Origin of the sequence: Pseudomonas delhiensis (assembly GCF_900187975.1) — a bacterium.
In the GTDB taxonomy this organism is placed as follows: domain Bacteria; phylum Pseudomonadota; class Gammaproteobacteria; order Pseudomonadales; family Pseudomonadaceae; genus Pseudomonas; species Pseudomonas delhiensis.
On the sequence record NZ_FZPC01000022.1, the window covers coordinates 65,997 to 92,438 of the forward strand.

Sequence of the window (26,442 nt, forward strand, 5' to 3'; positions counted from 1 at the left end):
GCTGAACGCCGCGCGGCGCTGCGGCCTCTCCCGAACGAACCCCGCAGTGAAGCGGCCGACAAAGGAGAACAGCCATGCCCCGAGGCAGCAAAGACAAGTACACCGACAAGCAGAAGCGCAAGGCCGAACATATCGAGGAAAGCTACGAGGAGCGCGGCGTCTCCAGGGACGAGGCCGAAGCGCGGGCCTGGGCCACCGTCAACAAGCAGTCCGGCGGCGGCGAGCGCTCCGGCGGTTCGGGCCAGAAGAAGAGCCCGGGTGCCAAGGCCGAATCGCGGCGTTCCTCGGCGCGCCGCGCGGTGGCCACCAGGCACGGCGTGCCGCGCCCCGGCCAGCGCCTGGAGGCGATGAACAAGCAGGAGCTGCTGGAACGCGCGCGCCGGCAGAACATCCGCGGCCGCTCGAGCATGCGCAAGCAGGAACTGATCGAGGCCCTGCGCAAGGCCTGAGCCCCGCGGCCCCTGGTGCGATAGCGCGCCGGGGGCCGCGTGCGCTTCAGCCATTGACCACGGTGCCACCGTTGACGTGCAGCACCTGGCCGCTCATGTACGAGGAGTCGGAGCAGGCCAGGTAGACGTAGGCCGGCGCCAGTTCGTCGGGCTGGCCCGGACGCCCCATCGGGGTATTGCTGCCGAATGTCTCCACCTCCTCGGCGCTGAAGGTCGAGGGAATCAGCGGCGTCCAGATCGGCCCCGGGGCCACTGCGTTGACCCGGATGCCGCGCTGGACGAGGTTCAGCGCCAGGGAACGGGTGAAGGCGGTGATGGCGCCCTTGGTCGAGGAGTAGTCGATCAGCCTGGGGTTGCCCTTGTAGGCGGTGACCGAGGTGGTGTTGACGATGGCCGCGCCCTCGCCCATCAGCGGCAGCAGTGCCTTGGTCAGCTGGAACATGCCGAAGATGTTGGTGCGGAAGGTGCGCTCCCACTGCTCTTCGCTGATGTCCTCCAGGGAAGCGGCCGGGTGCTGCTCGCCGGCGTTGTTCACCAGCACGTCCACCCTCCCCCAGCGTTCCTCCAGGCGCCGGGCCACCTCGGCGCAGAAGCCGGCATCGGCGACGTCGCCGGCCAGCTCCAGGCAGTGCTGGCCGCAGGCCTCGATCAGTTGGCAGGTCCTGGTCGCGTCCTCGGTTTCCTCCAGGTACAGCAGCATCACGTCGGCCCCCTCGCGGGCGAAGGTCAGGGCCACGGCGCGGCCTATGCCGCTGTCGCCGCCGGTGACCACCGCCACCCTGCCCTCCAGCTTGCCGGCGGCGCGGTAGCTTTCCGAGGCGAACTCCGGCGGCGGCTGCATGGCCTCCTCGCGGCCGGGCTGCTGGTCCTGGTGCTGGGGCGGTAGTTTGTCGCTCATGGTCGCTCTCCTCTCCGGCGCGCGCGCCGGTCGGTGTCGGGGCGTCAGCCGCGTGGCGGCACGGCCTCGCCGCAGTGGCAGTGGGGGTCCTGGCAGTGCTTCTCGCCGTCGGGGTGTCCATCCGCACAGGCCTGGCAGCAATAGGCGCGGCCTTCGGCGAACACGGCGGCGGCGCCCAGGCTGCACTGGCAGCCGGGGCAGGCGCAGGGTTGGTCGCTCATCGCAGGTCTCCTTCGGCTCGGTGTCAGGGAGCGGGGCCGCAGCCCCGCCGGTCACAGGGTTCGGCCGGCAGCGGGCGGTGGAGTTCAGCTTTTTCCGCCAGCGGCCCGCCGGCCGCGTTTTCTGAACCTGCGGCCACCGCGGGCGTCCACCCAGCACAGCCCACCACCGGAGGAAAGGCCCATGGCCGCGCGCATTCCCCTGCTGCTGTTCGCCTGCCTGTGCTGCATCGGCCTGGCGCACGCCGCCCCCGCCAGCGAACCCCACGCCACCTTCGTCGCCAGCGCCCTGGCCAACAGCCAGCAGCAACTGGCCCGCGCCCGCCTGGCCCTGGACCACGGCCACACCACCGCGGTGCGCGACCAGGCCCAGGGGCTGATCGACCAGCACCAGCGCCTGCAGGAAGACCTGCGGATACTGGCGCGCAGGAAAGGCCTGCTTCCGCCCCGCGACGAAACCCGCGAAGCCCGCGCCACCCAGGCCCGCGAGCAACTGGCGAACAGCCAGCGCTTCGACCGCGACTACGCCGAGGCGCAACTGGCCTCCAGCCGCCAGGCGGTGGAACTCTTCGACCGCCTGGCCGGCGACGGCAGCGACGCCGAACTGCAGCGCTTCGCCCGGCACTGGCAGCCGCAGCTCTACCACCAGCGGGAGATCGCGCAACAGTTGGTGGATGGGGAGAAGCCGTGAGCCGCGGCCACGTGATCCTACGCTGCCCGAGCCATGCCATACCTTGTAGGAGCGGGCCCTGCGCGCGATTCGCGGGCAGGGCCCGCTCCTACAATGGGGGGCAACATGGGAGACGCGGATTCTTTCGAGCGTAGGGCGCATAACGCCTACGGCGTTATCCGCCATCGTCATCGGCGCTGCGCCCCAACTGCTCCCACATCTTCCGCGTCAGGCGCTGCCGGACATCGCCCCAGCCCGCCCAGGGATCGTCCTTGCCCCGCAGCGCCAGGCGTTCATCGATAGTGCCGAGGGTCCAGGCATTGGCCCCCTTCAACGAGTCCAGCTCGCGCTCGGCCACCGGCACCGACACCGGCAGGCCCTCGCGGGCGCGGACCGACCAGGCGCACACGGTGCTGGCGCCGCGGCTGTTGCGCAGGTAGTCGACGAAGATCCGGCCCACGCGGTTCTTCGGCCCGGCCACGGCGCTGAAGCGGTCCGGCATCTGCCTTGCCAGGTGGCAGGTGATGGCGTGGGCGAAGTCCTTGACCTCGTCCCAGCCGTGCCGGCGCTCCAGCGGCACCAGCACGTGCATGCCCTTGCCGCCGCTGGTCTTGAGGAAGCAGGCCAGGCCCAGCTCGTCCAGCACGGCGAGGGTCAGCCGGGTGGCCTCGATCATCCGCGCCCAGGGCAGGCTGGGGTCGGGGTCCAGGTCGAGGACGAAGCGGTCGGGGTGCTCCAGGTCGTCCACCCGGGCGTTCCAGGTGTGCAGCTCGACCACGCCCATCTGCGCGGCGCCGGCCAGGGCCCTGGCGGTGGCGATGCGCAGCAGCGGCGCGTGGCCGGGGTCCAGCCGCGGGTCCAGCTGTTCCACGCCGGGCATGGCGTTGCGCGAGGCGTGGCGCTGGAAGAAGACTTCGCCGCCGACGCCGTCCGGGGCGCGCAGCAGCGACACCGGGCGGTCGTCGAGCCAGGGCAGGATACATTCGGCGGCCCTCTCGTAGTAACGCGCCAGGTCCAGCTTGCGCAGGCCGCTGGCGGCGTCGATCACCCGCTCGGGGTGGGTGATGGCCACGCCGGCGACCTTCGCGTCGTCCCGTGCTGCCTTCCTCGGGCTTTTGGCCGCGGGTTTCGCCGCCTTGCCGGCCACCCCGGCCGCCGGGCTGGCGCGTTCCTGGACGATGGCCTTGGCGGGCTTGTCGCTGCGCAGGCCGTGGAACACCGCCTGGCGCACCAGGCCCTCGCGGGTGATCTCGGCGAAGGCCACCTCGCAGAGCTGCTCGGGGCGCAGCCAGGTCACGTCGCGGTAGGCCTGGCCACGGGGCGGCGCGGCCAGCGGGCAGGTCTTGCGCGCCAGCGGGCGCAGGCTGGCGTGCACCCGCTTCAGCGTGGCGGCGTCGAAGCCGGTGCCCACCTTGCCGGCGTAGCGCAGCTCGCCCTCGTCGTCGTGCAGGCCCAGCAGCAGCGCGCCGAAATGCTGGCGGCTGCCCTTGGGCGGAGTCATGCCGACGATGACGAATTCCTGGCGGCGCTTGCACTTGAGCTTGATCCAGTCGGTGGAGCGGCGCTCTACATAGGCGCTGCCGGCGCGCTTGCCGATCAGCCCTTCCAGGCCCAGGCGGCAGGCGCTGTCGAGGATGCTGCGCGGATCGTCGGTGAAGTCCTCCGAGTAGCGCAGGCGGTCGCTGGCGTTGCCCTGCAGCAGCGCGGCCAGCGCCGCTCGGCGTTTTTCCACCGGCTGCCGGCGCAGGTCCTCGCCATCCAGCCAGAGCAGGTCGAACAGGGTGTAGCGCACCTCGTCGCTGGCGCCCACGTCGAAGGCGTTCTGCAGGCGCTGGAAGTCCGGGCGGCCCTCCTCGTCCACCACCAGTATCTCGCCGTCGAGCCAGGCCGACCGCAGCGGCAGGGCCCGCAGCCCGGCGCAGATGTCCGGCAGGCGCTCCGACCAGTCGTGGCCGTTGCGCGTCTGCAGGCGCACCTTGCCGTCCGCCACCCGCGCCAGGATGCGGTAGCCGTCGAGCTTCAGCTCGTAGCGCCAGTCGCCCTCGGGCGGCGCATCCAGCAGGGTGGCCAGTTCCGGGGAGATGTGCTCGGGCATGGCGCCGGCCACCTTGTGCGGGGCCTTGGCCGGCATGGCGCGCTTCGGCGGCGGCGCCGCCTCGCCGGGCAGCGTCCGCCCGCTGAGCACGCTCTGCGGCGCCTCGGCGAGGATGTCGTGGCGGGGGAAGTCGCGGGCCTCGTCGTCGCGGCCCTTGACCAGGAACCACTGCGGCTTGCGCCCGGCCATGCGGGTGCGGATGAGGTTCCAGCTGCCGTGCAGCTTGCCGCCTTCCAGGCGGAACTTCAGGTGGCCGTTCTCCAGGCCCTGGCGCGGGTCGCCCAGGGGGACCCAGCGGCCGCGGTCCCAGACGATGACGTCGCCGGCGCCGTAGTGGCCCTCGGGGATGTGGCCCTCGAAGCCGGCGTATTCCAGCGGGTGGTCCTCCACCTCGATGGCCAGGCGCTTCACCGAAGGGTCCAGGCAGGGCCCCTTGGGCACCGCCCAGCTCTTCAGCACCCCGTCCAGTTCCAGGCGGAAGTCGTAGTGCAGGTGGCTGGCGTCATGCTTCTGGATGACGAACGCCAGTTCCCCGGCATGCCGCCCGGGGGCTTCGCCGCGCGGCTCCGGCGTACCGCCGAAGTCGCGGCGGCGGGCGTATTCCTCCAGGCTGGAGGTGTCACTGGCCATCGGTGCTTCCTCCGTGGCTGGGGCGTTCAGCGTTCTTCTTCGTCAGTGTCCGGCGGCGATACCCGGTCGGTCCAGGGCTTGCCGTCCAGCGGCGCGGAGCGGCCCAGCTCGGCCTCGTCCAGGCCGATGCCGCCGCCGATCTCCTCCTCGCCCACCACCCGCAGCTCGCGGTCCACCGGCGTGTCGTCGGCCGGTTCCAGCTCGGATTCGCTGCCCTCGTCGAGCAGCGTCTCCGGGGCCAGGTCGTCACTGTCCACATGGTCCTCGTAGTCGCCGTCGACCAGGGTCTCGCCGCCGGTCATGCCCATCTCGGCCGCCCGTTCCGGCGTGAACTCCTCGTTCACCTCGCGCCGCGGGCGCTCGTCGCCGATGCGGCCCTGGGCGCGCTCCTCGTCGAAATCCAGTTCGCGCACCGAGCCCATGCGGTCCTCGGTGTCGTCGATTTCCCGGGGCTGGCTGTGCTTGCGCTCGTCGTTCATGGCCTTCTCCTCTCGCTGGGCGCCGCCCTGCCCCGGCCTCGGGCTGCCGGGCAGGCAGCGGCGCCGGCCTCAGGGGGAAATGGGGTCGCTGGCGGGAAAGGTTTCTTCCAGGGAGTGGTCCAGCTGCTGCTCCTGGCTCTTCTTCGCCTTGCCGCGGTCGGCGCAGGGACATTCGGGGTCCTTGCACTGCCGGTCCCCGGGGTGGCCCTGGGCGCAGGCCTGGCAGCAGAAGTAGCGGTCGCCCTCGCGCACGGCGGCATCGTCCAGCTCGCAGATGCAGCCGGGGCAGGCACAGATATCGGGTTTCATCTCCAGGCTCCTCCGTGCGTCAGCTCTACCTGGGTTGAGCCGGACGCCAGCGGGGAGTTCAGCTTTTCGTGCGGGCGAGGCCGCCGCGGTTCAGGCGGCGTCGTAGGTGCGGATCAGCTCCTGGCCCAGGCTTTCCACCTGCTCGGCGGTGCACAGTTCCTCGCCGCTGATGCCCACCACGGTGGCGGGCGCCCTGCCCTGCGACGGGTGGCGCAGGCTGATCGCGTAGCAGCCATCGAGCTGCCGGCAGCAACTGAAGCGGAACGCCGGGTGGTTGTGCTGCAACAGGTCTTCGATTTCACCGCGTGTGAAGTGGGTCATCTGCAGGCCCCTCCCAGGAAAGGAATGTCTTTGAGCAAAGGTAGCGCCGGCAGCCGGCGATAACAGGGTGGCGGGGAGCCATCGTTCGGCCATGCAGAATGCCTGATCGACGAAAGCGCTCCGCGCTTCATCCACTTAGCGGGACTGCGGGCCCGCGCGCCGCTTTCTTGTCGCCCAAAAAAACGCCAGGCCGGACGAACGGTCGGCGCCGCGGGACCTTGCCGGGGCGAGGTGGCTCGCCTCGGCATCACTTGGCCATCATCCTGGCATGCAGTAAGGCGACGGACGATCCCGCCGCTTTGCAATGCGCAAGTATCAAGGGGCCATCGCTTCAATAAAAAGCCCAATGGAAACAGTTGGTTGAGGATGACGACAGAGACGGAACGATTGCTGCAAAGCCATCGACCACCGTCCAACCAACAGGGAGCACGTCATGCCTGCCACCTCCAACGCTGCCATCGAACACCTGCAGAACCAGTTCCGCGCCTATTCCCCGCGATTCACCTTCCGCCCCGACGGCTCGGTGCTGATGGACCTGCACGACGCCAACGGCGAGCGCATCGCCCTGCGCGTGCTGCACAAGGAAGAGCAGGAAAACGACGTCCTGCTGAACAACCTGGTGGAACGCATCCGCCGCGACCTGATCACCGAGTCGGGCCCGCTGCAGCCGGACAACGTCGACTGGTTCCTCAAGCGCATCGAGCTGCGCACCTTCGTCCCCGGCAACTACCAGCACCGGCCGCGCAAGATCGTGGTGGCCGGCGAGCGCCTGCGCGCCCAGGCCGACCGCAACCCGCGCTGGTAGGGCCCCCCGACGCCGGCGGGGTTCGAACAATCTGCCCCGGCGTCAGGCGTGCACCGTCCACTGGCAGGTGGAATCGGCGATGGGCATGGCGTCCACCCGCTCGACCAGGCCGCAGGCGATGGCCTCCTGCGCCCCGAGGATGCGCGGGTAGGCCATCAGGTAGCTGGGAATGTCCAGGCGCTGCGCCGCGCCCCGGGTGCGCTCGGCGACGATGTCGGTGTAGAGCTTCAGGTCGTAGTCCAGGCTCATGGCGTACTCCGCCATGCGCGCATGGTCCACCGCGCCATGCAGCGACCAGTGGAACGGGTGGAACAGGAACTTGCTGTACGGGCAGGCGGTGCGCACCTGGCCGGCGAGGAACAGGATGTTGCCCATGGACTCCACGGTGCCGAGGTTGTGGGTGTCCACCTGCACCGGCAGCGCAAGCAGGTAGTTGTACAGGGTGAAGCCGTAGCTGCAGTCGCCGCCCATGGTGGCGATGTTCAGCTGCAGGTGGCTGGCGCCCTGCTGCAGGGCGCGGGTGCAGGTGCTGATGAGGTTGCCGCAGGTGGACGAGTTGATCGGGCCGGTGAAATGGATGATGTGCGTGGACATGGGCGTGCTCTCCTGGTTGCGGGGGCCTCCGGGCTGGACATTCTGCTGAGTCGCGGCGAAGCCCGGTCGAGCCATCGGCGCGACGAACGGCTGGGGCGTGGTTCCGCCCATACCCGATGATTGGCGTGGCCGCGGGTCATCGCGGACGGAGTCCTCCTACGCAGCCCGAGTCATGCCATTCCCCTGTAGGAGCGCGCCCTGCGCGCGAAATCGCGGGCAGGGCGCGCTTGTGTCCGTGCTTACCTGGAGCTGTAGGAGCGGACTCTGTCCGCGATCGGGCTCACCGGCTATTCAGGGGCAGGCCCTCCGGCACCTGGCGGTTCTCTTCCAGCAATTCGGCCACCAGCTCCTGCAGTGCCTCCGCCACATCGCCGCCGCGCGCCAGATGCCGGCGCAGGCTGCGCACCTGCCGCTGTGCGCTGCCGCCCGAGCGGGCCAGCCGGCAGGCGTGGGCGTAGGCCCATTCGTTGCCGGCGCGGGCCGGTGCCGCGCACTGTGCCCAGGCCTGCGCCAGCCATTGCGCCAGGTCGACGCAGCGCCCGTCGGCCAGCAGGAAGCGCGCCCGGCAGCCGTGGCGCTGGGCCTGCCAGTAGTTCTCCGCCAGCAGCGCGCGCGCCAGGTGCGGGTCACCGGCATCGGCATCGGCCATGGCCTGGGTGAGCAGCGCGCGGAACAGCCCGGCGATGCACAGCGCGTCGGCCAGGCGCGGGCAGGCGTCGCTGATGCGCAACTCCAGGGTCGGGTAGCGCGCCGAGGGCCTCAGGAACCACCAGGCGTGGCCCGGCTCGCGCATCAGGCCCCGGGCGTGGAGCAGCTTCAGGTGCGCCTGGTAGGCCGGCTCGTCGGCGAACCACGGCGGCATGCCCATCCGCGGCCATTGCCCGGACAGCGCCCGGCGGTAGCTGGCGAGCCCGGTGTGGCGGCCCTGCCAGAACGGCGACGAGCAGCTCAGCGCCAGCAGCAGCGGCGCCCAGGGCAGCACCCGGTTCATCAGCGCCACCCGGTCCTGCCCGGGCGGCACCTCCACGTGCACGTGCAGGCCGCACAGCAGGCTGTTGCGGGCCGGCTGCACGTAGTCCTCGAACAAGGCGCGGTAGTGCGGCTGCTCGCTGGGCGCGGCATCGGCGAGGCGGCTGAACGGGTGCGTGCCCACCACCAGGCTGCGCAGGCCGTGGGCGCGGGCCAGGTCGGCCAGCTGCGCGCGGCCGCGGGCGAGGAAGGCGACGGCCTCGCCCAACTGGCGGAACACCGGGCTGACCAGTTCCGCCTGGCACTGGAACATTTCCTCGGCGAAGCAGTCGCCCAGCGCCCGGCGGCAGGCCGGCACCCAGTCGGGCGGGACGTGCCGGGCCAGGTCGAGGCTGGCGCCGTCGAGAAGAAAGGCCTCCTCCTCGATGCCGAAGCGGGCCGGTGGATACGCGGGCGTCGCGGCCATGGTGATCCCTGCCGGAAGGGTTACAGGATCGACGCCGCGGCCCGGCCCCGGGTTCCGTCTTTCCTGCGCGCGCCCGCTCGGGCCGATCGTTGAAACCTTCGCCGCCGGCGCCGATCGCACTCTTCAGGAGCCATCGCCAGAGGAGCCGCCCCATGAACCTGCCCTGCACCCCGCCCCGCGAAGAGGCGGTCGATGCCCGCTCGCTGCACGCGGCCCTGCTCCACGCGCCGGAGGAGCACCTGGCGGCGGCCGACGCCTTCCTCCAACGGCAGCTGCAACGGGCGACCGAGCGGCCCGTGGACCTGCCCGACACCCCGGCGGCCTGGCCGCAGTGGCTGGACGCGCGCGCCGCCCGCACCGCGCGGGACTATGCGCGCTACCTGGCCGAGCGGCATGCCGGCGCCCCGCGGCGCTACTTCCGCAACCGTGCCCACGCGCTCCACTTCCTGCGCGGCGTGGCCCCCACCAAGCTGGTGGACGGCGCCTGGCTGTACGGCGTGCTGGCCCATGCCGGCGACGCCCGGCTGCTGCCGCTGGTGCACACCTACCTGGAGGAGCTGGGCCGCGGCGTGGCCGGCTGCAACCATGTGCTGATCTACCGCCACCTGCTGGAAAGCCTGGGCTGCGCCGGCACGTCCGACCTGTCCGCCGAGCACTACCTGCAGGGCACGGTGCAACTGGCGCTGGGCTGCCTGGCCGGGCAGCGCCTGCCCGAGCTGATCGGCTACAACCTGGGCTACGAGCTGCCGCCGCTGCACCTGCTGGTGACCACCTGGGAACTGCAGGAACTGGGCATAGACCCCACCTACTTCCGCCTCCACGTGACCATCGACAACGCCAGCTGCGGCCATGCCCGGCGGGCCCTGCAGACGCTGTTCAACCACCTGCCGGACAAACCGCGGCGCGCGGCCTTCCTCGCCCGGGTGCGGGCCGGCATGGGGCTGAACGACGTCGGCCTGTCCAGTACCCAGGTGATCGACGGCTTCGACCTGGACCACGAACTGCTGGCCATGCTGGAGCGCAAGCAGCCCTTCGCCCGCCACCAGCACAGCGACCGCACGCGCATCCAGGGCCGCACCCTCAACCAGTGGCTGGTCCAGCCCTGGGGCGTGGCCGCCCTGTTGCGGGCGCTGCAGCAGGAAGGCTGGATCCTGCGCGACGCCGACCCGGCGCGCAGCCGCTTCTGGCGCCTGGTCAGCGGCCCCGACGCCGCCATGTTCGGCGTCTTCGATGGCTACGAGCAGCAGCTGCTGCACGACTGGATAGCCGGCAGCTGGGCGCCCTCGCCCGCCCCGGTCCGGCACGCGCCGCCGCGACCGCTGGCGCTGGAGCCGGCGCCGGCCGACCTCGACGAGGAGGAACGCCGGCTGCGCCGCGAACTGGCCCAGCTGGTGCCGCACCAGCGTCGCCAGCACCTGCTGCCGCTGCTGGCCCCGCAGCGCCACTGGACGCCCCTCGGCCTGCTGGCCACCCGCCTGTTCAGCCAGGACCTGGGGGTGGCCCCATGACTGCACTGCCGCCGCGCCTGGAGGCCCTGCTGGCGCTGGGGCTGCGCCTGCGCCGGGAAGGCTACGCCTTCGTCACCGTGAGCCCGGCCAGCCATGCGCGGGTCAATGCCCGCGAGGAAAACGCCCTGGCCCGCGACCTGCGCGACATCTTCGGCTGGAGCCGGCCCTTCGCCGACGGCCAGCTCGAGCGCCCGCTGTTCTCCCTGCTGGCGGCCGCCGACCTGCTGCACCGGGACGGCCGCCACTGGCGCAGCAAGGTGCGCTGGTCGAGCCTGGAGGACCAGCTGTTCGTGCACTCGGCCTACCCCACCCAGGAGGCCGAGGCGGTGTTCTTCGGCCCCGACACCTACCGCTTCGCCCGCGCCATCGGCCAGCACCTGCAGGCACTGGACAGCCGCGACGTCCATCGTGCGGTGGACATCGGCTGCGGCGCCGGGCCCGGCGCCATCCTCCTCGCCGGGGCCTGCCCGCGGGCGGAAGTGCACGCCGTGGACATCAACCCCCACGCCCTGGCCTTCACCCGCGTCAACGCGCTGCTGGCCGAGGCGCCGCAGCTGCAGGTGCGCCGCAGCGACCTGCTGGAGGGCCTGGCCGGCGACTTCGACCTGATGGTGGCCAACCCGCCCTACATGCTCGACCCAGCCCAGCGTACCTACCGCCACGGCGGCGGTTCCCAGGGGGCGGAGCTGTCGCTGCGCATCCTCGAAAGCGCCCTCGGCCGCCTGGCCCCCGGCGGCAGCCTGCTGCTCTACACGGGCGCCGCGGTCATCGACGGCGAGGCGCCGCTGTGGCGCCAGGCGAGCCGGCTGCTGGCGGCCCGCCCCGGCTGGGAATGGCGCTACGAGGAACTGGACCCGGACGTGTTCGGCGAGGAACTGGAGCAGCCCGCCTACCGGCAGGTGGAGCGCATCGCCGCGGTGCTGCTGACCTTGCGCCGCCTGGCCTGAAGGCTCAGGGCCGGCGGTAGTGCCCGGGAGTGGTGTCGCGCTCCTGGCTGCGCTTGACCCGGCTCACCTGCACGTCGCTGATGCGCGCGGCGGTGCCGTGCAGCCCCTGCAGGAAGTCCAGTGCCGCGCCGGCATCGAGCTCGCCGTCGCGGTGCAGCGCCAGGGTGGTGGGTTGGTCGTCGAGGATGTAGCTGACCAGGTACGGGGGGCTGGGACCCATGGGTGTCCTCCTCCGCGAAGGCGGTTGCAGGGAATGGCCGGGCTCAGGCCCGTTCGCCGCGGCAGGCGCGCCCCTCACAGCCAGGGTTGCACGGGCGGGCTGCGCAGCGCCACGGCGATCGCCAGGCCCAGCTCCTCCAGGCCCACCGGCTTGAGCAGCACCGGGTAGGCCTGGGCGTGCAGCGTGGAACGCTCCGTGTTCTGCGTCAGCACCAGCACCCGCATCAGCGGGCGCAGCGGCAGGCAGGCCTCGATCAGCGCGGCGCCGGTGAGCGGCCCGGCGAAGGGCTCGTCCACCAGCATCAGGTCGATCACCACCGACGAGGACAGGTGCTCCAGCGCCTGTATCCTGTCCACGGCGCTCAGCACCGCGTAGCCGTGGTCCAGCAGCAGTTGCTCCAGGCGCCACAACTGGTCGGCCTGCTCGGCGAGCAGCAGTACGACCTTGTCCGTTTCGCTCATGGCTCGTCCCCCGTCGGTGAATGCTTCCTTCCTCTAGTCCAGCAAGAACCACGCCCACCCCCGCGCCGGGCGCGGCCCCCGGCGCAGAGCACCCGCGCCGCGGGTCATGGCAGGGCGACATCAGCAGAATGCGCTGCCCGCCCGCGGCCGCGCTGCAAAATGCCCAGCGCTTCCGCCGGTAAGCTGGCCGGCACCAAGCGGCGCCGTCGCAGTCGCAGCAAAAGAGCGGCCAAACGAAGGTACACGCCATGACAGAGCATCCCCGGCCCCCGCCGGCAGAGCCCGCGCAGGCGTTCCGCGAGCGCAGCTACCCGGTCGACGAGCACATGGCCAGCCAGCGCCGCGCCTGGCGCCTGGAACGCCTGGGGCTGGTCGTGCTGCTGGGCATCGTGCTGGTGGCCCTGAGCGGCCTGTTCGCCAGCGGCCCGCTGAGTTCGCGCCAGCTGGCCAGCCAGGACGGCCGGCTGCAGGTCGAATACGAGCGCTTCGGCCGCATCGGCGCCAGCCACAACCTGCACGTGCGCCTGCGGGGCGCCCCCGGCAGCCCGGCCGAGCTGCGCCTGGGCGGCGACTTCCTCGCCCGCCAGAGCGTGCAGAGCCTGCAGCCGATGCTGCGCGGCGACAGCTGGCGCGGCGGCCTGGCCCTGCGCGGGCGGCACGACGAGCGCGGCGAGTGGCACCTGTTCCTGACCCTGCTGCCCGACGAGCCGGGCCTGCTCGGCTACCGGGTGGAAGGCGCCGGCCAGGCCCTGGAGTTCAACCAGCTGATCTACCCCTGAGGAGGTGCCCCATGGAATCCGTCCTGCGCGCCGCGGCCATCTACCTGCTGTTGCTGATCCTCTTCCGCATCGCCGGCAGGCGGTCGCTGGCGGACATCACCACCTTCGACCTGCTGCTGTTGATGATCATCGGCGAGGCCACCCAGCAGGCCCTGCTGGGCAACGACTTCTCGCTGATCAACGCGGCGCTGGTGATAGTCACGCTGATCGTCATCGACGTCGGCCTGTCGCTGCTCAAGCTGCGCCACCCGGCGGTGGACCGGCTGATCGAGGGCTCGCCGACGCTCATCGTCGAGTACGGCCGGCCATTGCGCGCGCGCCTGGCCGAGGCGCGGCTGCGGGAGGAGGACATCCTGCTCGCCGCGCGCCAGACCCAGGGCCTGGAGCGCATGGAGCAGATCCGCTTCGCCATCCTCGAGAAGAACGGCAAGATCTCCATCATTCCCGAGGGCGGCAACTGAGCTGGGCGCGCTCGTAGCGGTCGAGCAGCGGCTGGGTGGTCAGCCCGTGCAGGCGGGGGCTCGGCGCCACCACGCTGCGCGGCCCCGGCCAGGCGCTCCAGCCAGGGGCTGATGCGGCCGATGTCCGCCTGCCACAGGTCCGGCTCCAGCGGGCCGATGGCAGGTACAGCAGCGAGGAACCGACCGGCAGCAGGCGCAGGTAGGCGGAAGTCAGCCCGGGGGTGGGCAGGAGGCCGCCGAGCACCAGCAGCCACTGGTTGAAGCCCAGGGGGCCGGCGCTCAGCCGGCGGGCGACGGCGGCGCCTCGCAGCCATCGTCCTCCAGGCACGGCAAGGCGCGGCAGAGACCGAGGGTGCGAAGGCTTGGCATGGCGGTGGTCCTCGGCGGGTGTCGGTGGAGGTCAGCGGGGCGGCGGTTCGTCGCCTTCGGCCTGCTCCTCGTCGGCCACGCACTGGGGCGTTTCCCCGGCGCCGGCGTCCTCGCCCATGCGCTGGTAGGTGTCGCGCAGCTTCTGCAACTGCTCGGCGTCCAGCTCGTCCAGCCCCATCAGGGCGTCATGGGCCGCGCGGGTGGTGCGCAGCAACTCGTCGATCTTGATGTGCAGGGCGTCGGTGTCGCGGTTCTGGGTGTTCTGGATGAGGAACACCATGAGGAAGGTGACGATGGTGGTCGAGGTATTGATCACCAGTTGCCAGGTGTCGTTGAAGTGGAAGAAGGGCCCGCTGACGGCCCAGGCCACCAGCAGGGCGCAGGCCACGGCGAAGGTCGGCGGGCGCCCGGCCCAAACCGAGAGCCACTGGGCGAAGCGGGAAAAGGACGGGGCCCCGGGCGCCTCCTGGGCGGCGCCCCGGGGGCGGGCCCCACCGCGCGCGGCCCGGGAGGCCCGCCCCCGCCCCCTAGCCGGGGCGCTTCTCATCGCCGGTCCCCTGGATGTCGACGTCGTCCGGTTCGTATTCCGGGGTGCTGGCGCAAGGGCCGCCCGGGCCGTCGGCATCCTCCTCGGGCGTCTCGATGACCGGGCCGGGCCGGCGCGGCTCGCCACGGCGCTCGCGCACCGGCGCCTTCGGCGGGTCGTCATGTTCGGCCACCGGACCGGGACGGGGTTTCTGCACGATGGTGTTCTTGCTGCTCATCACGTTCTCTCCCGGGGCTGAGCCCCCAAAGCCTCTCTGGTGTCGCCCTCGGTGGAAAAGCGCCACGGCCGAGAGTTCAGAAGATCTCCCCGGCGGCGCCGGGCGCCCCGCCCGGGGCGCAGCGGGCCATTTTCCTGAACTTCTCCCGCCCCGCCCCGACAAAACTATTCAGACGAGTCGACAAGGGGGAATACCATGGCACCGCTGAATGCCTGGCTCGACCTGGCCTTTCTCGGCCACCTGCTGCTGGTGATAGTCGCCGTCCTGGTCGCATTCGGGCTGCTTCGCCTGCTCCTCGGGTCCCTGAGAAAGCGCCTGGAGGCGCGGACGAGCCAATGGGCCCGCTATGCCTCGGCCATCGCGAACAGGACCAGCAACTTCCTGCTGTTCGTCTTCTCGCTGATGCTGGCCCTCAAGTTCGTCGCCTTCCCCGCCAACTGGGAGGCGGCCCTGGCCCATGGCTGGTTCGTCGTCCTGGCGCTGCAGGTGGCCCTCTGGCTCGACGCCTGCGTGCGCCTGTGGACCGGGGAACTGGCCCGCTCGCGCTTCGGGGGCATCCGCAACCCGGTGATGACGACCCTCCTCTCGGTGGTGATCCTGATCGTCGTCTGGGCCGTGATGCTGCTTTCCATCCTGGCGAACCTGGGCGTCGACATCACCGCCCTGGTCGCCAGCCTGGGCGTGGGCGGCATCGCGGTGGCGCTCGCCGTGCAGACCCTGTTGAGCGATGTGTTCGCGTCGCTCTCGATCGGCTTCGACAAGCCCTTCGAGATCGGCGACTTCATCGTGTTCGGCGACGTGGCCGGCACCATCGAGCACATCGGGCTCAAGACCACGCGCATCCGCAGCCTCAGTGGCGAGCAGATCGTCTGCTCCAACACCGAACTGCTCAAGCAGACGCTGCATAACTACAAGCGGATGAACACCAGGCGAATCGTCTTCCAGTTCGGCATCAGCTACCGGACCTCGGCCGACAAGGCGAAGGCGGTGGCGGAGCTGGTGAAGGAAATCATCGACGCCCAGGCGGAGGCGAAGTTCGACCGTGCCCACTTCCTCGCCTTCGACGAGAGCCGCCTGCTCTACGAGGTCGTCTACATCATGCAGACGGCCGACTACAACCGCTACATGGACGTGCAGCAGCAGATCAACCTCCGGCTGCTGGCCGGGGTGAAGGAACTGGGCGTCGATTTCGCCTTCCCGGTCCGCGAGCTGCGCAACGTCGAGGCAATGCCCACGCCGCCGCGCAGCGCCGAACGCCAGTCGGCGGCCGCCTTCGCCCACCCACAGGCGCAAGGCGGCAGCCGGGACTCCACCAGCCATTGAGCGGGCGCTTCAGTCCCCGGGGGCGGAACGCTCGTAGCGCGCATTGAACGCCTGGATGAAGGCATTGCGCAGGATGCCGAGGAAGGCCTGGAAAGCGCTGACGTCCTGGTCATGGATGTTGCCGCTGAGGTCGACGCGGGTAGCGAACGGGTCCTTGCGCTGGTTCTTCAGCAGCGTCTCGCCGCCGCCGACCAGGGCTTCCCATATGGAGCGGAACAGGCCACGTCCTGCTGCCAGTTGAACACGTCGACGTCGCGCAGGCGCAGTGCGAAGCCCTCGAAGTCGGAGAAGGGGTCGAAGGACGCCTGCGCTTCCAGCGGCGCCTGGCCGAACAGCCGGGCATGGCCTTCGAAGCGCGCCACGGCGGATAACGCTGCGTCAGCCGGCCGGCAGGGCGAATAACCGTTCGCGGTTATCCGCCGCTGGCCCAAACACCGCGCTCCCACCCGGGCTCACCTCATGCCGGCAGCGCCCCCACCTGCGCTTCCCTGGCCCAGATACGGTGCTGCAGCAACGCGTTCTTCAACCCGCCGAACACGTCCGCCACCGTCGCCCCCATCACCAGGCCATCGTCCGGCTGCAGGCCCAGCTGCCCCGGCAGGGCCTGGCCGTCGCCGCTGAAGGCCAGCGGCTTGAGGTGCTTGTAGGCCTCCAGCAGGTAGTGCATGCCGGCGCCGTCCGCGCCCAGGGTGACCGCCACCCCGCCGGGCACGTAGACCGCGTCGAAGGCCACCGAGGGTAGGCCGTCCCAGGTGCCCTGGGGCGTCAGGGTGGCGCCGCTGCCGGCCTTGACCGGCGCCGCCGTGGGGGCGATCAGCCTGGCGCTGGCGCCCTCCGCGCCCAGGGCCTGGAGCATGTCGCCGACCTCCCCTTCGCTGGCGCCGTCGGCGATCAGGATCGCCACCTTGCGCGAGCGGATGTCGCCGGGCAGCAGGTTCACCTGGCTCAACGCCGGCGAGGGCTGCGGCGGCGTGCGCCGCGGGGCCCGGGCGGTGACCTGCACGCCGATGCGCTGTGCCACCCGTGCGGCCAGCTGGGCGTCGATGTTCGCCAGCACCTCGTTGACCTCGCGTTCGCGGATGGCCTGGCGCTCCACCTTGCCCAGCTCGAAGGCGTAGGCCGCCACCACGTGGTTCTGCTCGGCCTCGCTCAGGCTGTGCCAGAACAGCGCGGCCTGGCTGAAGTGGTCGCCGAAGGAGTCCGGGCGCTCGCGCACCTTGGTGCCGGTCATGGGTTCGTGGTAACTGACGAAGCCGCCCTGGCGCGCCGCCGGCGGCGTCTCCCGGGGCCAGCCGGCGTCGATGGAGTCGGGCTCGTAGGAGGCCCGCCCGCGATGCAGGGTGTGCTGGTGGAAGGCGTCGCGCTGGTTGTTGTGGAACGGGCACAGCGGCTGGTTGATGGGGATCTGGTTGAAGTTCGGCCCGCCCAGGCGCAGCAGCTGGGTGTCGGTGTAGGAGAACAGCCGGCCCTGCAGCAGCGGGTCGTTGGTGAAGTCGATGCCCGGCACTATGTGGCCGACGTGGAAGGCCACCTGCTCGGTCTCGGCGAAGAAGTTGTCCGGGTTGCGGTCCAGCACCATGCGCCCGAGCACCTGCACCGGCACCTGTTCCTCGGGCACCAGCTTGGTGGCGTCGAGCAGGTCGAAGTCGAACTTGTCCTGGTCGTCCTCGGCGATCAGCTGCACGCCCAGCTCCCATTCGGGGTAGTCGCCCTTCTCGATGTCTTCCCAGAGCGTGCGGCGGTTGAAGTCCGGGTCCTTGCCGGCGAGCTTCTGCGCCTCGTCCCAGACCAGCGAGCAGGTGCCGGACTTCGGCCGCCAGTGGAACTTCACCAGGGTGCTCTGGCCATTGGCGTTGACCAGGCGGAAGGTGTGCACGCCGAAGCCCTGCATGTTGCGGAAGGCGATGGGGATGGCGCGGTCGGACATCAGCCACATGACCATGTGCGCCGACTCCGGCTGCAGCGAGACGAAGTCCCAGAAAGTGTCGTGGGCCGAGGCGCCGGTGGGGATCTCGTTGTGCGGCTCGGGCTTCACCGCGTGGACGAAGTCGGGGAACTTGATCGCGTCCTGGATGAAGAACACCGGCATGTTGTTGCCCACCAGGTCGAAATTGCCCTCCTCGGTGTAGAACTTCACCGCGAAGCCACGCACGTCGCGCACGGTATCGGCCGAGCCGCGCGGCCCCTGCACGGTGGAGAAGCGCACGAACACCGGGGTGCGCTTGCCGGCCTTGCCGAGGAACGCCGCCCTGGTCAGCGCGCTGCAATCGTCGTAGGCCTCGAAGTAGCCGTGGGCCGCCGAGCCACGGGCGTGGACCACGCGCTCGGGAATGCGCTCGTGGTCGAAGTGGGTGATCTTCTCGCGCATGATGAAGTCTTCGAGCAGCGAGGGGCCGCGCGGGCCGGCGCTCAGGGTGTTCTGGTTGTCGGCGATGCGCGTGCCGGTATTGGTGGTCAGGGGCTGCCCGGTGGCGTCCTCGCGGTAGCGCTCCAGTTGTTCGAGCTTCTCGTTGCCGTTGCCGCGGTCGGTGGTCTGGGTCCCCGCCAGTTGGCTGTGCTTGCCGGACTCTTTCTTCTGTGTCATCTGTCCATCTCCTGATCAGGTGGGCGGCGCCCATGGGCGCGCTGGCTCTTGCTTGGGGGCGGGCGCGGCGGCGGAGTTCAGGCTTTTTTCCCGGCGGTGCGCAGGCGGCGCGTTCGGCGTTCGGTTTGAACCTGCGGCGCTGCATGGCGGTCGGCTGGGAAACGACCTTCGCCGGAGCCGTCATGCCCCACGACCTGCCCATCGGCCTGCTGCAGGCCCTCGCCGACTTCGAACTCCCCCGCGACCTCAACCGCCAGCCGGCCACCCTGGGCAGCCGCCTGCGCGAGCTGTGCGCCGCCGGCCTCGACCAGCTGCCCCGCCCCGGCAGCGGCCTGACCCTGCAGCGCTGGCAGGCGCTGGCGGCGGTGTCCGGCAGCGACCTGTCGTTGCTCAAGCTGTACGAGGGCCACACCGACGCCCTGGCGATCCTCGCCGAGCTGGCCCCCGAGGTGCCGCGCCGCCCCGGCATCTGGGCGGTGTGGGCCGCCGACCCGCCGGCCCGGCTGGTGCGCATCCAGGCGCGCCGGGGCGACGAGGTACGCATCAGCGGGGTCAAGCCCTGGTGCTCCGGCGCCGCCCAGGTCGACCGCGCCCTGGTCAGCGTCCGTGACGAGGACGAGCGCCCGCAGCTGGTGGCGGTGGACCTGGCGCAGCCCGGCGTGCGGGTCGCCGAGGGCGGCTGGAACGCCGTGGGCATGGCCGCCACCGCCAGCGTCGAGGTCACCTTCGAGGCGGCCGAGGCGCGTTGCGTGGGCGGACCGCTGGCCTACCTGGAGCGCCCGGGCTTCTGGCACGGCGCGGCGGGCATCGCCGCCTGCTGGTACGGCGCCGCCAGCCGCCTGGCCAGCTACCTGCAGCATGGGCATACCGACGATCCCCACGCCATGGCCCACCTGGGCGCGGTGGACGCCGCCCTGGCCGGCGCCGCCGGCGCGCTGCGCGAATGCGCCAGCTGGATCGACGACAACCCCGACGCCTGCGCCGAACTCGGCGCACGGCGGGTGCGGGCCCAGGTCGAGGGCGCCGTGGAGGCGGTGCAGTGGCACGTCGGCCGCGCGCTGGGCGCCACGCCCTTCTGCCGCGACCAGCACTTCGCCCAACTGGCCGCCGACCTGCCGGTGTTCCTGCGCCAGAGCCATGGCGAGCGCGACCTGGCCTGCCTGGGGCTGCGCCTGACCGCCCAGGCCACCGAGGCCTGGGCGCTATGAGCGCGGCACAGGACCCGATCGCCGCGGCCGGCGCCGGCACCGCGCCCGGTGCCTGGCGCACCTGGCCGGGCCTGCAGCGACTGCCGCGGATTACCCCGCCGGCGCTGCTGGGCGGCGGGCGCCTGGTGCTGGTGGCGCCGCACCCCGACGACGAGGTGCTGGGCTGCGGCGGCCTGCTGGCCAGCCTGGGCGCTATGGCCGGCGAGACGCTGCTGGTGTCGGTCACCGACGGCGAGGCCAGCCACCCCGGCTCGCCCCTGTGGCCCCGCGAGCGCCTGCGCGAAGTGCGCCCGCAGGAGAGCCGCGAGGCCCTCGCCCGCCTCGGCCTGGACCTGCCCCGCCTGCACTGGCGGCGCCTGCGCATGGCCGATGGCCAGGTCGCTGCGGCCACCCTCGACGCCGCCCTGCGCGGCCTGCTGCGCCCCGGCGACAGGCTGGTCAGCACCTGGCGCCACGACGGCCACCCGGACCACGAACAGGTCGGCCTGGCCTGCGCGGCGGCGGCCGCCGCCCGCGGCGCGCGCCATTGCGAAGTGCCGATCTGGGCCTGGCACTGGGCCGAGCCCGGCGACCCGCGCCTGCCCTGGGCGCGGGCCCGGCGCCTGGACCTGGACGAGCGCGCCCTGTGGCGCAAGCGCCGGGCCATCGCCGCCCATGCCAGCCAACTGCAGGCGGACCCCAGCCGCGGCGCCGCCCCCATCCTCGGCCCGCACCTGCTGGAAACCCTCAGCCAACCCTTCGAGGTGTACTTCCTGTGAGCCTGCCCGCCAGCCATTTCGAGGCGCTGTACGCCGGCGATCCCGACCCCTGGGCCTTTCGCACCCGCTGGTACGAGCGGCGCAAGCGCTCGCTGCTGCTGGCCTGCCTGCCGCGCCCGCGCTTCGCCCGCGGTTTCGAGCCGGCCTGCGCCAACGGCGAGCTGAGCATCGAACTGGCGCAGCGCTGCGACCAGCTGCTGTGCAGCGACCCCAGCGCCACCGCCGTGGGCCTGGCGCGCCAGCGCCTGGCCAGCTGCGACCACGCCCGCGTACGCCAGGGCGGCCTGCCGCAGGACTGGCCCGCCGGCCGTTTCGACCTGGTGGTGCTCGGCGAGCTGGGCTACTACCTCGCCCCGCCGGCCTGGCGCCTGGCCTGCGAACGCGCCGCCGCCAGCCTGGAACGCGGCGGCGCGTTGGTGGCCTGCCACTGGCGCCACCCGATCCAGGGCTGCGAGATGGCCGGCGACGACGTCCATGCCCTGCTCGCCGAGGCCATGGGCGCGCCGGCGCGGGTTCGCCACCTGGAGCCGGACTTCCGCCTGGAACTGTGGTTCGACGACAGCGCCGGGGCCGCCCCGTGATCGGCGTGCTGGTGCCGGTGCACAATGAGGAAGGCCGCCTGCGTGGCTGCCTGCTGTCGTTGCTGGAAGCGGCCCGCCACCCGGCCCTGGGCGGCGAGCCGGTGCGCGTGCTGGCGGTGCTCGACAGCTGCACCGACGGCAGCGCGGCCATCGCCGCCGAGCTGGGCGTGGCGGTGCTGCCGCTGGCGGCGCGCAACGTCGGCCAGGCCCGCCGCGCCGGCGCCCAGCACCTGCTGGGCCTGGGCGCGCGCTGGCTGGCCTGCACCGACGCCGACAGCTGCGTCGGCCCCGACTGGCTGGTGCGCCAACTGGCCTTCGGCGCCGAGGCGGTGTGCGGCACGGTGCGCCTGGACGACTGGTCGGCCCATGCCCCCGAAGTGCGGGCGCGCTACCTGCGCCACTACCAGCCCCGCGAGGGCCACCGCCACGTGCACGGCGCCAACCTGGGCGTGTGCGCCCTCGCCTATCGCCGCGCCGGCGGCTTCCGCCCGCTGCCCTGCGACGAGGACCTGCACCTGGTACGCGACCTGGAGCGTTGCGGCGCCCGCATCGTCTGGACGCACCAGACCTGCGTGACCACCAGCGCCCGCCGCGACTACCGCGCCCACGGCGGCTTCGGCGCCTACCTGGAAAGCCTCGCCGAACCGCTCTGAGGCTCAGGCCGCGCCATCGGGGGCGCCGGCCTGCCAGCCGTCGCCGGGGCCGGTCGCGCCCTCGCCGGGGGTCAGCGGGACGATGCGCAGCTCGGTGATGTCCGCCGGGTTGGCGTCCGAGTGCAGGCTTTCCAGCTGGAAGCGCGCCTGGTCCGGGGTCAGGTCGCCGCCGGGGGCCTCCACCTCGTGGGTGCAGGGCTGGCCTTCGAGCTCGTAGTGGATGCGGAAACGCGGGGCTTGCGCCATGGTCCTGTGCCTCCTGGGTGGGCTGCCGCCGGCGGCGGCCATTCGTCGCAACGCTTGAGCTGTCCGCGGCTCGGCGCCAGCGGTGCGTGGTCTCCGGCTGACCTGTGCGCAGGTCCAGGGTTCAGCCGCGGTCGCCGACCGGCTGCGGCGGATGGGCATGCCGGAATGCGGTTATTGCTATAAGAAAAAGTTATAACAACGGTTCGCTAGCCGGCTATCGTTCATTTCCTGGCGTCGGCTTTTCGGCGTGAGCGGGCCGAAAGGCCCCGGGCCCTGCGCGGGCACGTCTGAGCGAATCGACTACCCGGAGTCCTTCCATGCAAACCTACCTGCAGGCCAAACGTATCCTCGAAGACAGCTTCGCGCCCTACGGCTGCCGCTGCACGCTCGAGGCGGACGGTTCGATGACCGTGCAATTGCTCGCGCCCAATTCCACGGACGTGGAACTGACCGTGCCGAAGATCCCGCGGCAGGACTGGAACAGCCTGCGCGCCGTGGCCAGGCTGGCCCTGGAGCTGCGCCAGACGCTGGACCTGGCGATACTGCAGAAGGACCGGCCGGCCTCGGCCATGCACCAGAAGGCCAGCTAGGGATTTCCCGAGCCTCGCCGGGGCCGCGTGCCCCCAGCAAACCCCGGCCCGTCCGCGCCCTGGCCGCCTGCCGCCGCACTGAAAACCTGAACGCCCGCCCCGCCGCCTTCTCAAAACCAGAATGAGCCACGGGACGAGGTACGCAGCATGTCTTCCTTCCCCAGCGAAGCCGAGCGCGAACGCCTGGTCGAGCGCCTGCGCCACGCCGCCGAACCGCTGCCCGATCCGGACGCGGCGACCTTCGGCGGCTTCTTCTCGCGCTACGCCGACGGCCGGGTGGTGCTGATCGGCGAGGCCAGCCACGGCACCTCGGAGTTCTACCGGGCGCGGGCCGCCATCACCCGCCAGCTGGTCGAGCGGCACGGCTTCAACATAGTCGCCATCGAGGGCGACTGGCCGGACACGGCGCGCCTGGACCGCCACGTCCGCGACTACCCCGGCCAGCCCGACGAAGACGCCGCCTTCAGCCGTTTCCCCAGCTGGATGTGGCGCAACCGCGAGGTGCTCGACTTCGTGCGCTGGCTGCGCCGCCACAATGCCGGCCTGCCCATCGCCGAACGCGTGGAATTCCGCGGCCTGGACATCTACAGCCTGCGCGCCTCCATGGCCGCGGTGCTGCAGTACCTGGAGCTGCACGACCCGCCCCGCGCACGCGAGGCCCGCGAGCGCTATGCCTGCCTCACGCCCTGGCAGGACGACCCGGCGGCCTACGGCGCGCGGGTGGAATGGGGCGACGGGGATTCCTGCGAGGCGGCGGTGGTCGAGCAGCTCAACGACCTGCTGGTGGCCCGCCTGGAGAGCCTGGGCGGCGGCGAAGGCCTGTTCGATGCCGCGCAGAACGCCCGGGTGGTGCGCGCCGCCGAGCAGTACTACCGGCTGATGTACCGCGCCAGCGCCTCCAGCTGGAACCTGCGCGACAACCACATGTTCGACACCCTCAAGCAGCTGCTGCGCCACCGCGGCCGCGAGGCCCGGGCCGTGGTCTGGGCGCACAACTCGCACATCGGCGACGCCTCGGCCACCGCCATGGGCTGGCGCGGCGAGTTCAACCTCGGCCAGCTGTGCCGCATCGCCTGGGGCGACGCGGCGGTGCTGCTGGGCATGGGCACCGACAGCGGCGAGGTGGCGGCGGCCGACGACTGGAACGGCCCGCTGCGCATCCAGCAGGTGCGCCCGGCGCTGGAGGAAAGCTGGGAACGCTGCTTCGCCCGCGCCGGCATGGCGGCCTCGCTGACCGACTGGCGTGGCGCCGTGCACGCGACGCTGCGCGGCCAGCTCGCCAGCACCCTGCTGCAGCGCGCCATCGGCGTGATCTACCGGCCGGCCAGCGAGCGCCGCAGCCACTACTACGAGGCGGTGCTGGGCGAACAGTTCGACGCCTACCTGTGGTTCGCCCGGACCACCGCGGTCACCCCGCTGCAGCCCGGCACCGGCGAGGCGGCGCCGGGCGCGGCGGACACCTTCCCCTTCGGAGTCTGACGATGAACGCATTCGACGACCGGCGGCACGCCGGCAAGGCCCTGGCCGAGGCGCTGCGCGAACGGCCCATGCACGAGCCCCTGCTGCTGGCCCTGCCCCGCGGCGGCGTGCCGGTGGCCTATGAAATCTCCCTGGCCCTGCAATACCCCCTGGAACTGCTGCTGGTGCGCAAGATAGGCGCGCCCGGCCACGAGGAATACGCCGTGGGCGCCGTGGTGGAAGGCGACCCGCCCAGGTGGGTGAAGGACGAGGACCTGCTGCGCCAGCTGCGCGTGGCGCCCGGCTGGTTCGAGCGGCGCCTGGCCGAACAGCTGCGGGAAATCGAGCGCCGCCGCGTCCGCTACTGCGGGCGGCAGCCGCTGGCGTCACGCCGTGGCCGCGACCTGATCCTGGTGGACGACGGCCTGGCCACCGGCAACAGCGTGCGTGCGGCGCTGCAGGCCCTGCGCGAGGACGGCCCGCGGCGCATCATCCTCGCCGTGCCCGTGGGGCCGCCGGCCACCGTGGAGAAACTGCGGCCGCTGGTGGACGAGCTGGTATGCCTGCTGACACCGGAGGATTTCCACTCCGTCGGCCACTACTACCGGGACTTCCACCAACTCGACGACCAGGAGGTCATCGACCTGCTCGGCCCCTCGCGCACGCCTTCGGGCGCCTGATCCAGCCGGGCCGCGCCGGGGCTTCAACCACTGGCGAAACTTCTTCGAACCATTCTCCGGAGCTGCCTTCCCAGTAACTGTGTGGGCCGACTGGCGGCCCACCCAATGGATGCGATGCATCCGAGGAGCACTTTCATGACTTCCAAAAACACCAACCCCGGCAACTTCGCCAACGATCGCGAAAAAGCCTCCGAGGCAGGGAAGAAAGGCGGTCAGCAAAGCGGCGGCAACTTCGCCAACGACCGTGAGAAAGCCTCCGAAGCCGGCCGCAAGGGCGGGCAGCACAGCCATGGAGGCGGGCGCAGCTAACCTGGCAAGTGCCCTCCCGGTGGAGCGCCCGCTCCACCGGGAACCTGATCGCGGACGGAGTCCTACGTAACCCAACTCCCAATGCCCAACGGGATTCCGCCCCACACCGAGGAGAGGCGTTGGCAGAGATGCATGAACAAATCCGTAGGGCGAATAACCGTTCGCGGTCATCCGCCGCCAACCTCAAACCTGGCGCCCTACGGGCTAGGCATGCCAGCAACGATACCAGCCGTCCTCTTCGCTGATGCGCAGCTGCGTCTGGTACAGCGCGGACAGGCGCTCGCTGGTCAGCACCTCGGCCTTGGGCCCGTCGGCGACGATGCGGCCGCGGTCCAGCAGCACCACGCGCTCGATCTCGGGGATGATCTCGTCGATGTGGTGGGTGGTGATGATCATCGCGTGCTCGGCGCCGCAGAAGCGCCGCAACAGGCGCAGCATGCCCAGGCTGGCGCCCATGTCCAGGCCGTTGGCCGGCTCGTCGAGGATCAGCGCGCGCGGTGCGTGGACCAGGGCGCGGGCCAGCAGCAGGCGGCGCTTCTGGCCGGTGGACAGGCGCTGGAACATGGTCCGCTCGTGGCCTTCCATCTCCACCACCGCGAGCAGCTCGCGGGCCTGCTGCAGTTGCGCCTCGCTGGGCTGCAGGTGGCCGTGGGCGCCGATCGAGCCGAAGAAGCCGGAGACCACCACGTCCAGGGCCTGGGTGTAGGGCGTGTAGTCGTCCTGCAGGTCCTGGGAAATGAAGCCGATGCGGCTGCGCAGGTCCCACAGGTTGACGGTGTCGCTGCCGAACAGCTTCAGGTGGCTGCCTTCGCGCTCCACCGGGTACAGCTCGCGGCTGATCAGCTTGAGCAGGGTGCTCTTGCCGGCGCCGTTGGGCCCGAGGATGGCGACCTTCTCGCCGTCCTCGATGCGCAGGGAAAAGCCGTCGAGCACGCGGGTCTGCTGCTGGAAGGCGGTGACGTTGTGGAATTCGATCATGGTCGGCTCATGGCGCTGGGGGGAGCGCGAAGGATACTGCGCCGGGGCCCGCCTGCGCCAAGGGGCGGGCATATCCCGATGCGCTTCGACGAGCTGGCCTGCGCCCTGGTCGAGCAGTTCCCCGGCAAGTTCGCCCCGAGGAAGGCATTGGTGCCCGGCCGGATCCTACGGTGCTCCACGATCTCGCCGGCATGAAATGCCATCATCCAGCGATAGCATTCGCCGGACGAAGAATCGCCACGCCAGAGCACTGGAAACCCTCTTCCGCACGCCCACAAGTACGTCGCTGGCCCTCGCCGACATCGAAGCGCTGGTCCTCCACCCGGGCAAGGAAGCGAAGAAGTACCCAGTCGAAGAGGCCCGCGAATTTCTCCGCCGGGCCGGAGTTGAACCATGAACTGCATGACCTACAAGGGCTACGCGGCGCGCGTAGAATTCGACGACCGCAACGACATCTTCGTCGGCCGCCTGCCCGGTGTCCGCGACATCAAAGGTCATGCTGCGCATCCGCCCCGAGGTCCATGCCGCCGCCAGCCTCGCCGCACAAGCCGAAGGCAAGAGCCTCAACCAGTGGGCGGAAAGCGTCTTCGAGCGGGCGGCCGGAAAGCACGCCGGTTGAGGCAGGGATGCCGCAGCTGCGCGACGAGTTGCTCGCCGAACTC

At 71.3% G+C, this 26,442-nt stretch carries 31 protein-coding genes and 3 pseudogenes; 17 read left to right on the forward strand and 17 right to left on the reverse strand.

Annotation, left to right across the window (positions count from 1 at the left end; genetic code table 11):
- The first annotated feature begins 74 nt into the window (after positions 1-74).
- Positions 75-449 (forward strand): Rho termination factor N-terminal domain-containing protein, encoded by a 375-nt coding sequence (locus CHC02_RS20060; protein ID WP_089393192.1) that lies wholly within the window; start codon positions 75-77, stop codon positions 447-449.
- 46 nt (positions 450-495) lie between these two features.
- On the opposite strand, the gene CHC02_RS20065 is transcribed toward CHC02_RS20060, so the two are convergent.
- Positions 496-1,347, reverse strand: a complete 852-nt coding sequence (locus CHC02_RS20065; RefSeq protein WP_089393193.1) for an SDR family oxidoreductase — start codon at positions 1,345-1,347, stop codon at positions 496-498.
- A 44-nt stretch (positions 1,348-1,391) separates the two neighbouring features.
- The gene (locus CHC02_RS20070; RefSeq protein WP_089393194.1) at positions 1,392-1,568 is read right to left on the reverse strand and encodes a metallothionein; all 177 of its coding nucleotides are present in this window, start codon (positions 1,566-1,568) and stop codon (positions 1,392-1,394) included.
- 181 nt (positions 1,569-1,749) lie between these two features.
- Between CHC02_RS20070 and CHC02_RS20075 the strand changes: the two genes are divergently transcribed.
- On the forward strand, positions 1,750-2,256 hold the full coding sequence (locus CHC02_RS20075) for a DUF4142 domain-containing protein (RefSeq protein WP_089393195.1): 507 nt from the start codon (positions 1,750-1,752) through the stop codon (positions 2,254-2,256).
- A gap of 154 nt (positions 2,257-2,410) precedes the next feature.
- Here CHC02_RS20075 and ligD read toward each other — a convergent pair whose 3' ends face one another.
- The 4 genes from ligD to CHC02_RS20095 all read right to left on the reverse strand — a co-directional run bounded on the left by ligD (position 2,411) and on the right by CHC02_RS20095 (position 6,069).
- The gene (ligD, locus tag CHC02_RS20080) at positions 2,411-4,960 is read right to left on the reverse strand and encodes a DNA ligase D (protein ID WP_089393196.1); all 2,550 of its coding nucleotides are present in this window, start codon (positions 4,958-4,960) and stop codon (positions 2,411-2,413) included.
- Between the two features lie 26 nt (positions 4,961-4,986).
- Positions 4,987-5,439: a phosphotransferase system, HPr-related protein gene (locus CHC02_RS20085; RefSeq protein ID WP_089393197.1), complete on the reverse strand. Its 453-nt coding sequence runs from the start codon at positions 5,437-5,439 to the stop codon at positions 4,987-4,989.
- Between the two features lie 69 nt (positions 5,440-5,508).
- Complete coding sequence (locus CHC02_RS20090) at positions 5,509-5,748, reverse strand: metallothionein (protein WP_089393198.1); 240 nt, start codon at positions 5,746-5,748, stop codon at positions 5,509-5,511.
- 90 nt (positions 5,749-5,838) lie between these two features.
- On the reverse strand, positions 5,839-6,069 hold the full coding sequence (locus CHC02_RS20095; RefSeq protein WP_089393199.1) for a hypothetical protein: 231 nt from the start codon (positions 6,067-6,069) through the stop codon (positions 5,839-5,841).
- 433 nt (positions 6,070-6,502) lie between these two features.
- On the opposite strand from CHC02_RS20095, the gene CHC02_RS20100 reads away from it, so the two are divergent.
- Positions 6,503-6,874 carry a DUF3509 domain-containing protein gene (locus CHC02_RS20100; protein WP_089393200.1) on the forward strand — a complete coding sequence of 124 codons (372 nt, stop codon included), beginning with the start codon at positions 6,503-6,505 and terminating at the stop codon, positions 6,872-6,874.
- Positions 6,875-6,916: 42 nt separating this feature from the next.
- Here the strand turns inward: CHC02_RS20100 and CHC02_RS20105 are convergent, their stop codons facing one another.
- Together CHC02_RS20105 and CHC02_RS20110 are read right to left on the reverse strand one after the other, a co-directional pair.
- Positions 6,917-7,468, reverse strand: coding sequence for an ATP-dependent Clp protease proteolytic subunit (locus CHC02_RS20105; RefSeq protein WP_089393201.1), 552 nt, complete (start codon positions 7,466-7,468; stop codon positions 6,917-6,919).
- 280 nt (positions 7,469-7,748) lie between these two features.
- Positions 7,749-8,903, reverse strand: coding sequence for a carboxylate-amine ligase (locus tag CHC02_RS20110; RefSeq protein ID WP_089393202.1), 1,155 nt, complete (start codon positions 8,901-8,903; stop codon positions 7,749-7,751).
- A 152-nt stretch (positions 8,904-9,055) separates the two neighbouring features.
- Here CHC02_RS20110 and CHC02_RS20115 point away from each other — a divergent pair, with 152 nt between their 5' ends.
- Together CHC02_RS20115 and CHC02_RS20120 are read left to right on the forward strand one after the other, a co-directional pair.
- The gene (locus CHC02_RS20115) at positions 9,056-10,411 is read left to right on the forward strand and encodes an iron-containing redox enzyme family protein (RefSeq protein ID WP_089393203.1); all 1,356 of its coding nucleotides are present in this window, start codon (positions 9,056-9,058) and stop codon (positions 10,409-10,411) included.
- Complete coding sequence (locus tag CHC02_RS20120) at positions 10,408-11,358, forward strand: methyltransferase (RefSeq protein WP_089393204.1); 951 nt, start codon at positions 10,408-10,410, stop codon at positions 11,356-11,358. Before CHC02_RS20115 ends, CHC02_RS20120 begins: the two co-directional genes overlap by 4 nt.
- Positions 11,359-11,362: 4 nt before the next feature.
- On the opposite strand, the gene CHC02_RS20125 is transcribed toward CHC02_RS20120, so the two are convergent.
- Positions 11,363-11,578 (reverse strand): hypothetical protein, encoded by a 216-nt coding sequence (locus tag CHC02_RS20125; protein ID WP_089393205.1) that lies wholly within the window; start codon positions 11,576-11,578, stop codon positions 11,363-11,365.
- Between the two features lie 74 nt (positions 11,579-11,652).
- On the reverse strand, positions 11,653-12,039 hold the full coding sequence (locus CHC02_RS20130; RefSeq protein WP_089393206.1) for a response regulator: 387 nt from the start codon (positions 12,037-12,039) through the stop codon (positions 11,653-11,655).
- Positions 12,040-12,287: 248 nt separating this feature from the next.
- Between CHC02_RS20130 and CHC02_RS20135 the strand changes: the two genes are divergently transcribed.
- Both CHC02_RS20135 and CHC02_RS20140 read left to right on the forward strand, forming a co-directional pair.
- Positions 12,288-12,818 carry a hypothetical protein gene (locus CHC02_RS20135; RefSeq protein ID WP_089393207.1) on the forward strand — a complete coding sequence of 177 codons (531 nt, stop codon included), beginning with the start codon at positions 12,288-12,290 and terminating at the stop codon, positions 12,816-12,818.
- Positions 12,819-12,829: 11 nt separating this feature from the next.
- Positions 12,830-13,279 carry a DUF421 domain-containing protein gene (locus CHC02_RS20140; RefSeq protein ID WP_089393208.1) on the forward strand — a complete coding sequence of 150 codons (450 nt, stop codon included), beginning with the start codon at positions 12,830-12,832 and terminating at the stop codon, positions 13,277-13,279.
- Here CHC02_RS20140 and CHC02_RS29995 read toward each other — a convergent pair.
- From CHC02_RS29995 to CHC02_RS20150, 3 genes are all read right to left on the reverse strand, one after another.
- Positions 13,257-13,607 carry a hypothetical protein gene (locus CHC02_RS29995; RefSeq protein ID WP_139210170.1) on the reverse strand — a complete coding sequence of 117 codons (351 nt, stop codon included), beginning with the start codon at positions 13,605-13,607 and terminating at the stop codon, positions 13,257-13,259. The genes CHC02_RS20140 and CHC02_RS29995 overlap by 23 nt on opposite strands.
- Positions 13,608-13,679: 72 nt before the next feature.
- Positions 13,680-14,195 carry a low affinity iron permease family protein gene (locus tag CHC02_RS20145; protein WP_089393209.1) on the reverse strand — a complete coding sequence of 172 codons (516 nt, stop codon included), beginning with the start codon at positions 14,193-14,195 and terminating at the stop codon, positions 13,680-13,682.
- Positions 14,176-14,412: a hypothetical protein gene (locus tag CHC02_RS20150; RefSeq protein ID WP_089393210.1), complete on the reverse strand. Its 237-nt coding sequence runs from the start codon at positions 14,410-14,412 to the stop codon at positions 14,176-14,178. Before CHC02_RS20150 ends, CHC02_RS20145 begins: the two co-directional genes overlap by 20 nt.
- A gap of 195 nt (positions 14,413-14,607) precedes the next feature.
- Here CHC02_RS20150 and CHC02_RS20155 point away from each other — a divergent pair, with 195 nt between their 5' ends.
- Positions 14,608-15,735, forward strand: a complete 1,128-nt coding sequence (locus CHC02_RS20155; RefSeq protein ID WP_089393211.1) for a mechanosensitive ion channel family protein — start codon at positions 14,608-14,610, stop codon at positions 15,733-15,735.
- A gap of 9 nt (positions 15,736-15,744) precedes the next feature.
- On the opposite strand, the pseudogene CHC02_RS20160 reads toward CHC02_RS20155, so the two are convergent.
- Together CHC02_RS20160 and katE are read right to left on the reverse strand one after the other, a co-directional pair.
- A pseudogene (locus CHC02_RS20160) lies at positions 15,745-16,151 on the reverse strand (DUF748 domain-containing protein); the annotation flags it as partial.
- A gap of 41 nt (positions 16,152-16,192) precedes the next feature.
- Positions 16,193-18,319 carry a catalase HPII gene (gene katE / locus CHC02_RS20165; protein ID WP_089393212.1) on the reverse strand — a complete coding sequence of 709 codons (2,127 nt, stop codon included), beginning with the start codon at positions 18,317-18,319 and terminating at the stop codon, positions 16,193-16,195.
- A gap of 182 nt (positions 18,320-18,501) precedes the next feature.
- Here katE and CHC02_RS20170 point away from each other — a divergent pair, with 182 nt between their 5' ends.
- From CHC02_RS20170 to CHC02_RS20185, 4 genes are read left to right on the forward strand one after another with little or no spacing between them, the layout of a single operon-like run.
- Positions 18,502-19,527, forward strand: a complete 1,026-nt coding sequence (locus CHC02_RS20170; protein WP_244160874.1) for an acyl-CoA dehydrogenase family protein — start codon at positions 18,502-18,504, stop codon at positions 19,525-19,527.
- Positions 19,524-20,285, forward strand: a complete 762-nt coding sequence (locus CHC02_RS20175) for a PIG-L deacetylase family protein (protein ID WP_089393213.1) — start codon at positions 19,524-19,526, stop codon at positions 20,283-20,285. Before CHC02_RS20170 ends, CHC02_RS20175 begins: the two co-directional genes overlap by 4 nt.
- A complete protein-coding gene (locus tag CHC02_RS20180; RefSeq protein ID WP_089393214.1) occupies positions 20,282-20,866 on the forward strand; it encodes a class I SAM-dependent methyltransferase in 585 nt (194 codons plus the stop codon). Before CHC02_RS20175 ends, CHC02_RS20180 begins: the two co-directional genes overlap by 4 nt.
- Complete coding sequence (locus tag CHC02_RS20185) at positions 20,863-21,519, forward strand: glycosyltransferase family 2 protein (RefSeq protein ID WP_089393215.1); 657 nt, start codon at positions 20,863-20,865, stop codon at positions 21,517-21,519. The genes CHC02_RS20180 and CHC02_RS20185 overlap by 4 nt, the downstream gene beginning before the upstream one ends.
- 3 nt (positions 21,520-21,522) lie before the next feature.
- On the opposite strand, the gene CHC02_RS20190 is transcribed toward CHC02_RS20185, so the two are convergent.
- Entirely contained in the window at positions 21,523-21,765 is a 243-nt protein-coding gene (locus tag CHC02_RS20190; RefSeq protein WP_089393216.1) for a hypothetical protein, read from the reverse strand.
- Between the two features lie 317 nt (positions 21,766-22,082).
- Between CHC02_RS20190 and CHC02_RS20195 the strand changes: the two genes are divergently transcribed.
- From CHC02_RS20195 to CHC02_RS20210, 4 genes and pseudogenes are all read left to right on the forward strand, one after another.
- A complete protein-coding gene (locus tag CHC02_RS20195; RefSeq protein ID WP_089393217.1) occupies positions 22,083-22,355 on the forward strand; it encodes a DUF1652 domain-containing protein in 273 nt (90 codons plus the stop codon).
- A gap of 147 nt (positions 22,356-22,502) precedes the next feature.
- Positions 22,503-23,834, forward strand: a complete 1,332-nt coding sequence (locus CHC02_RS20200; protein ID WP_089393218.1) for an erythromycin esterase family protein — start codon at positions 22,503-22,505, stop codon at positions 23,832-23,834.
- Between the two features lie 2 nt (positions 23,835-23,836).
- Positions 23,837-24,493 (forward strand): phosphoribosyltransferase, encoded by a 657-nt coding sequence (locus CHC02_RS20205; protein ID WP_089393219.1) that lies wholly within the window; start codon positions 23,837-23,839, stop codon positions 24,491-24,493.
- Between the two features lie 159 nt (positions 24,494-24,652).
- A pseudogene (locus tag CHC02_RS20210) lies at positions 24,653-24,802 on the forward strand (con-10 family general stress protein); the annotation flags it as partial.
- 204 nt (positions 24,803-25,006) lie between these two features.
- Here CHC02_RS20210 and CHC02_RS20215 read toward each other — a convergent pair.
- Positions 25,007-25,780 (reverse strand): ABC transporter ATP-binding protein, encoded by a 774-nt coding sequence (locus CHC02_RS20215; RefSeq protein WP_089393220.1) that lies wholly within the window; start codon positions 25,778-25,780, stop codon positions 25,007-25,009.
- Positions 25,781-26,173: 393 nt separating this feature from the next.
- Here CHC02_RS20215 and CHC02_RS20225 point away from each other — a divergent pair.
- Positions 26,174-26,399, forward strand: a pseudogene (locus CHC02_RS20225) (toxin-antitoxin system HicB family antitoxin).
- Positions 26,400-26,442 lie beyond the last annotated feature (43 nt).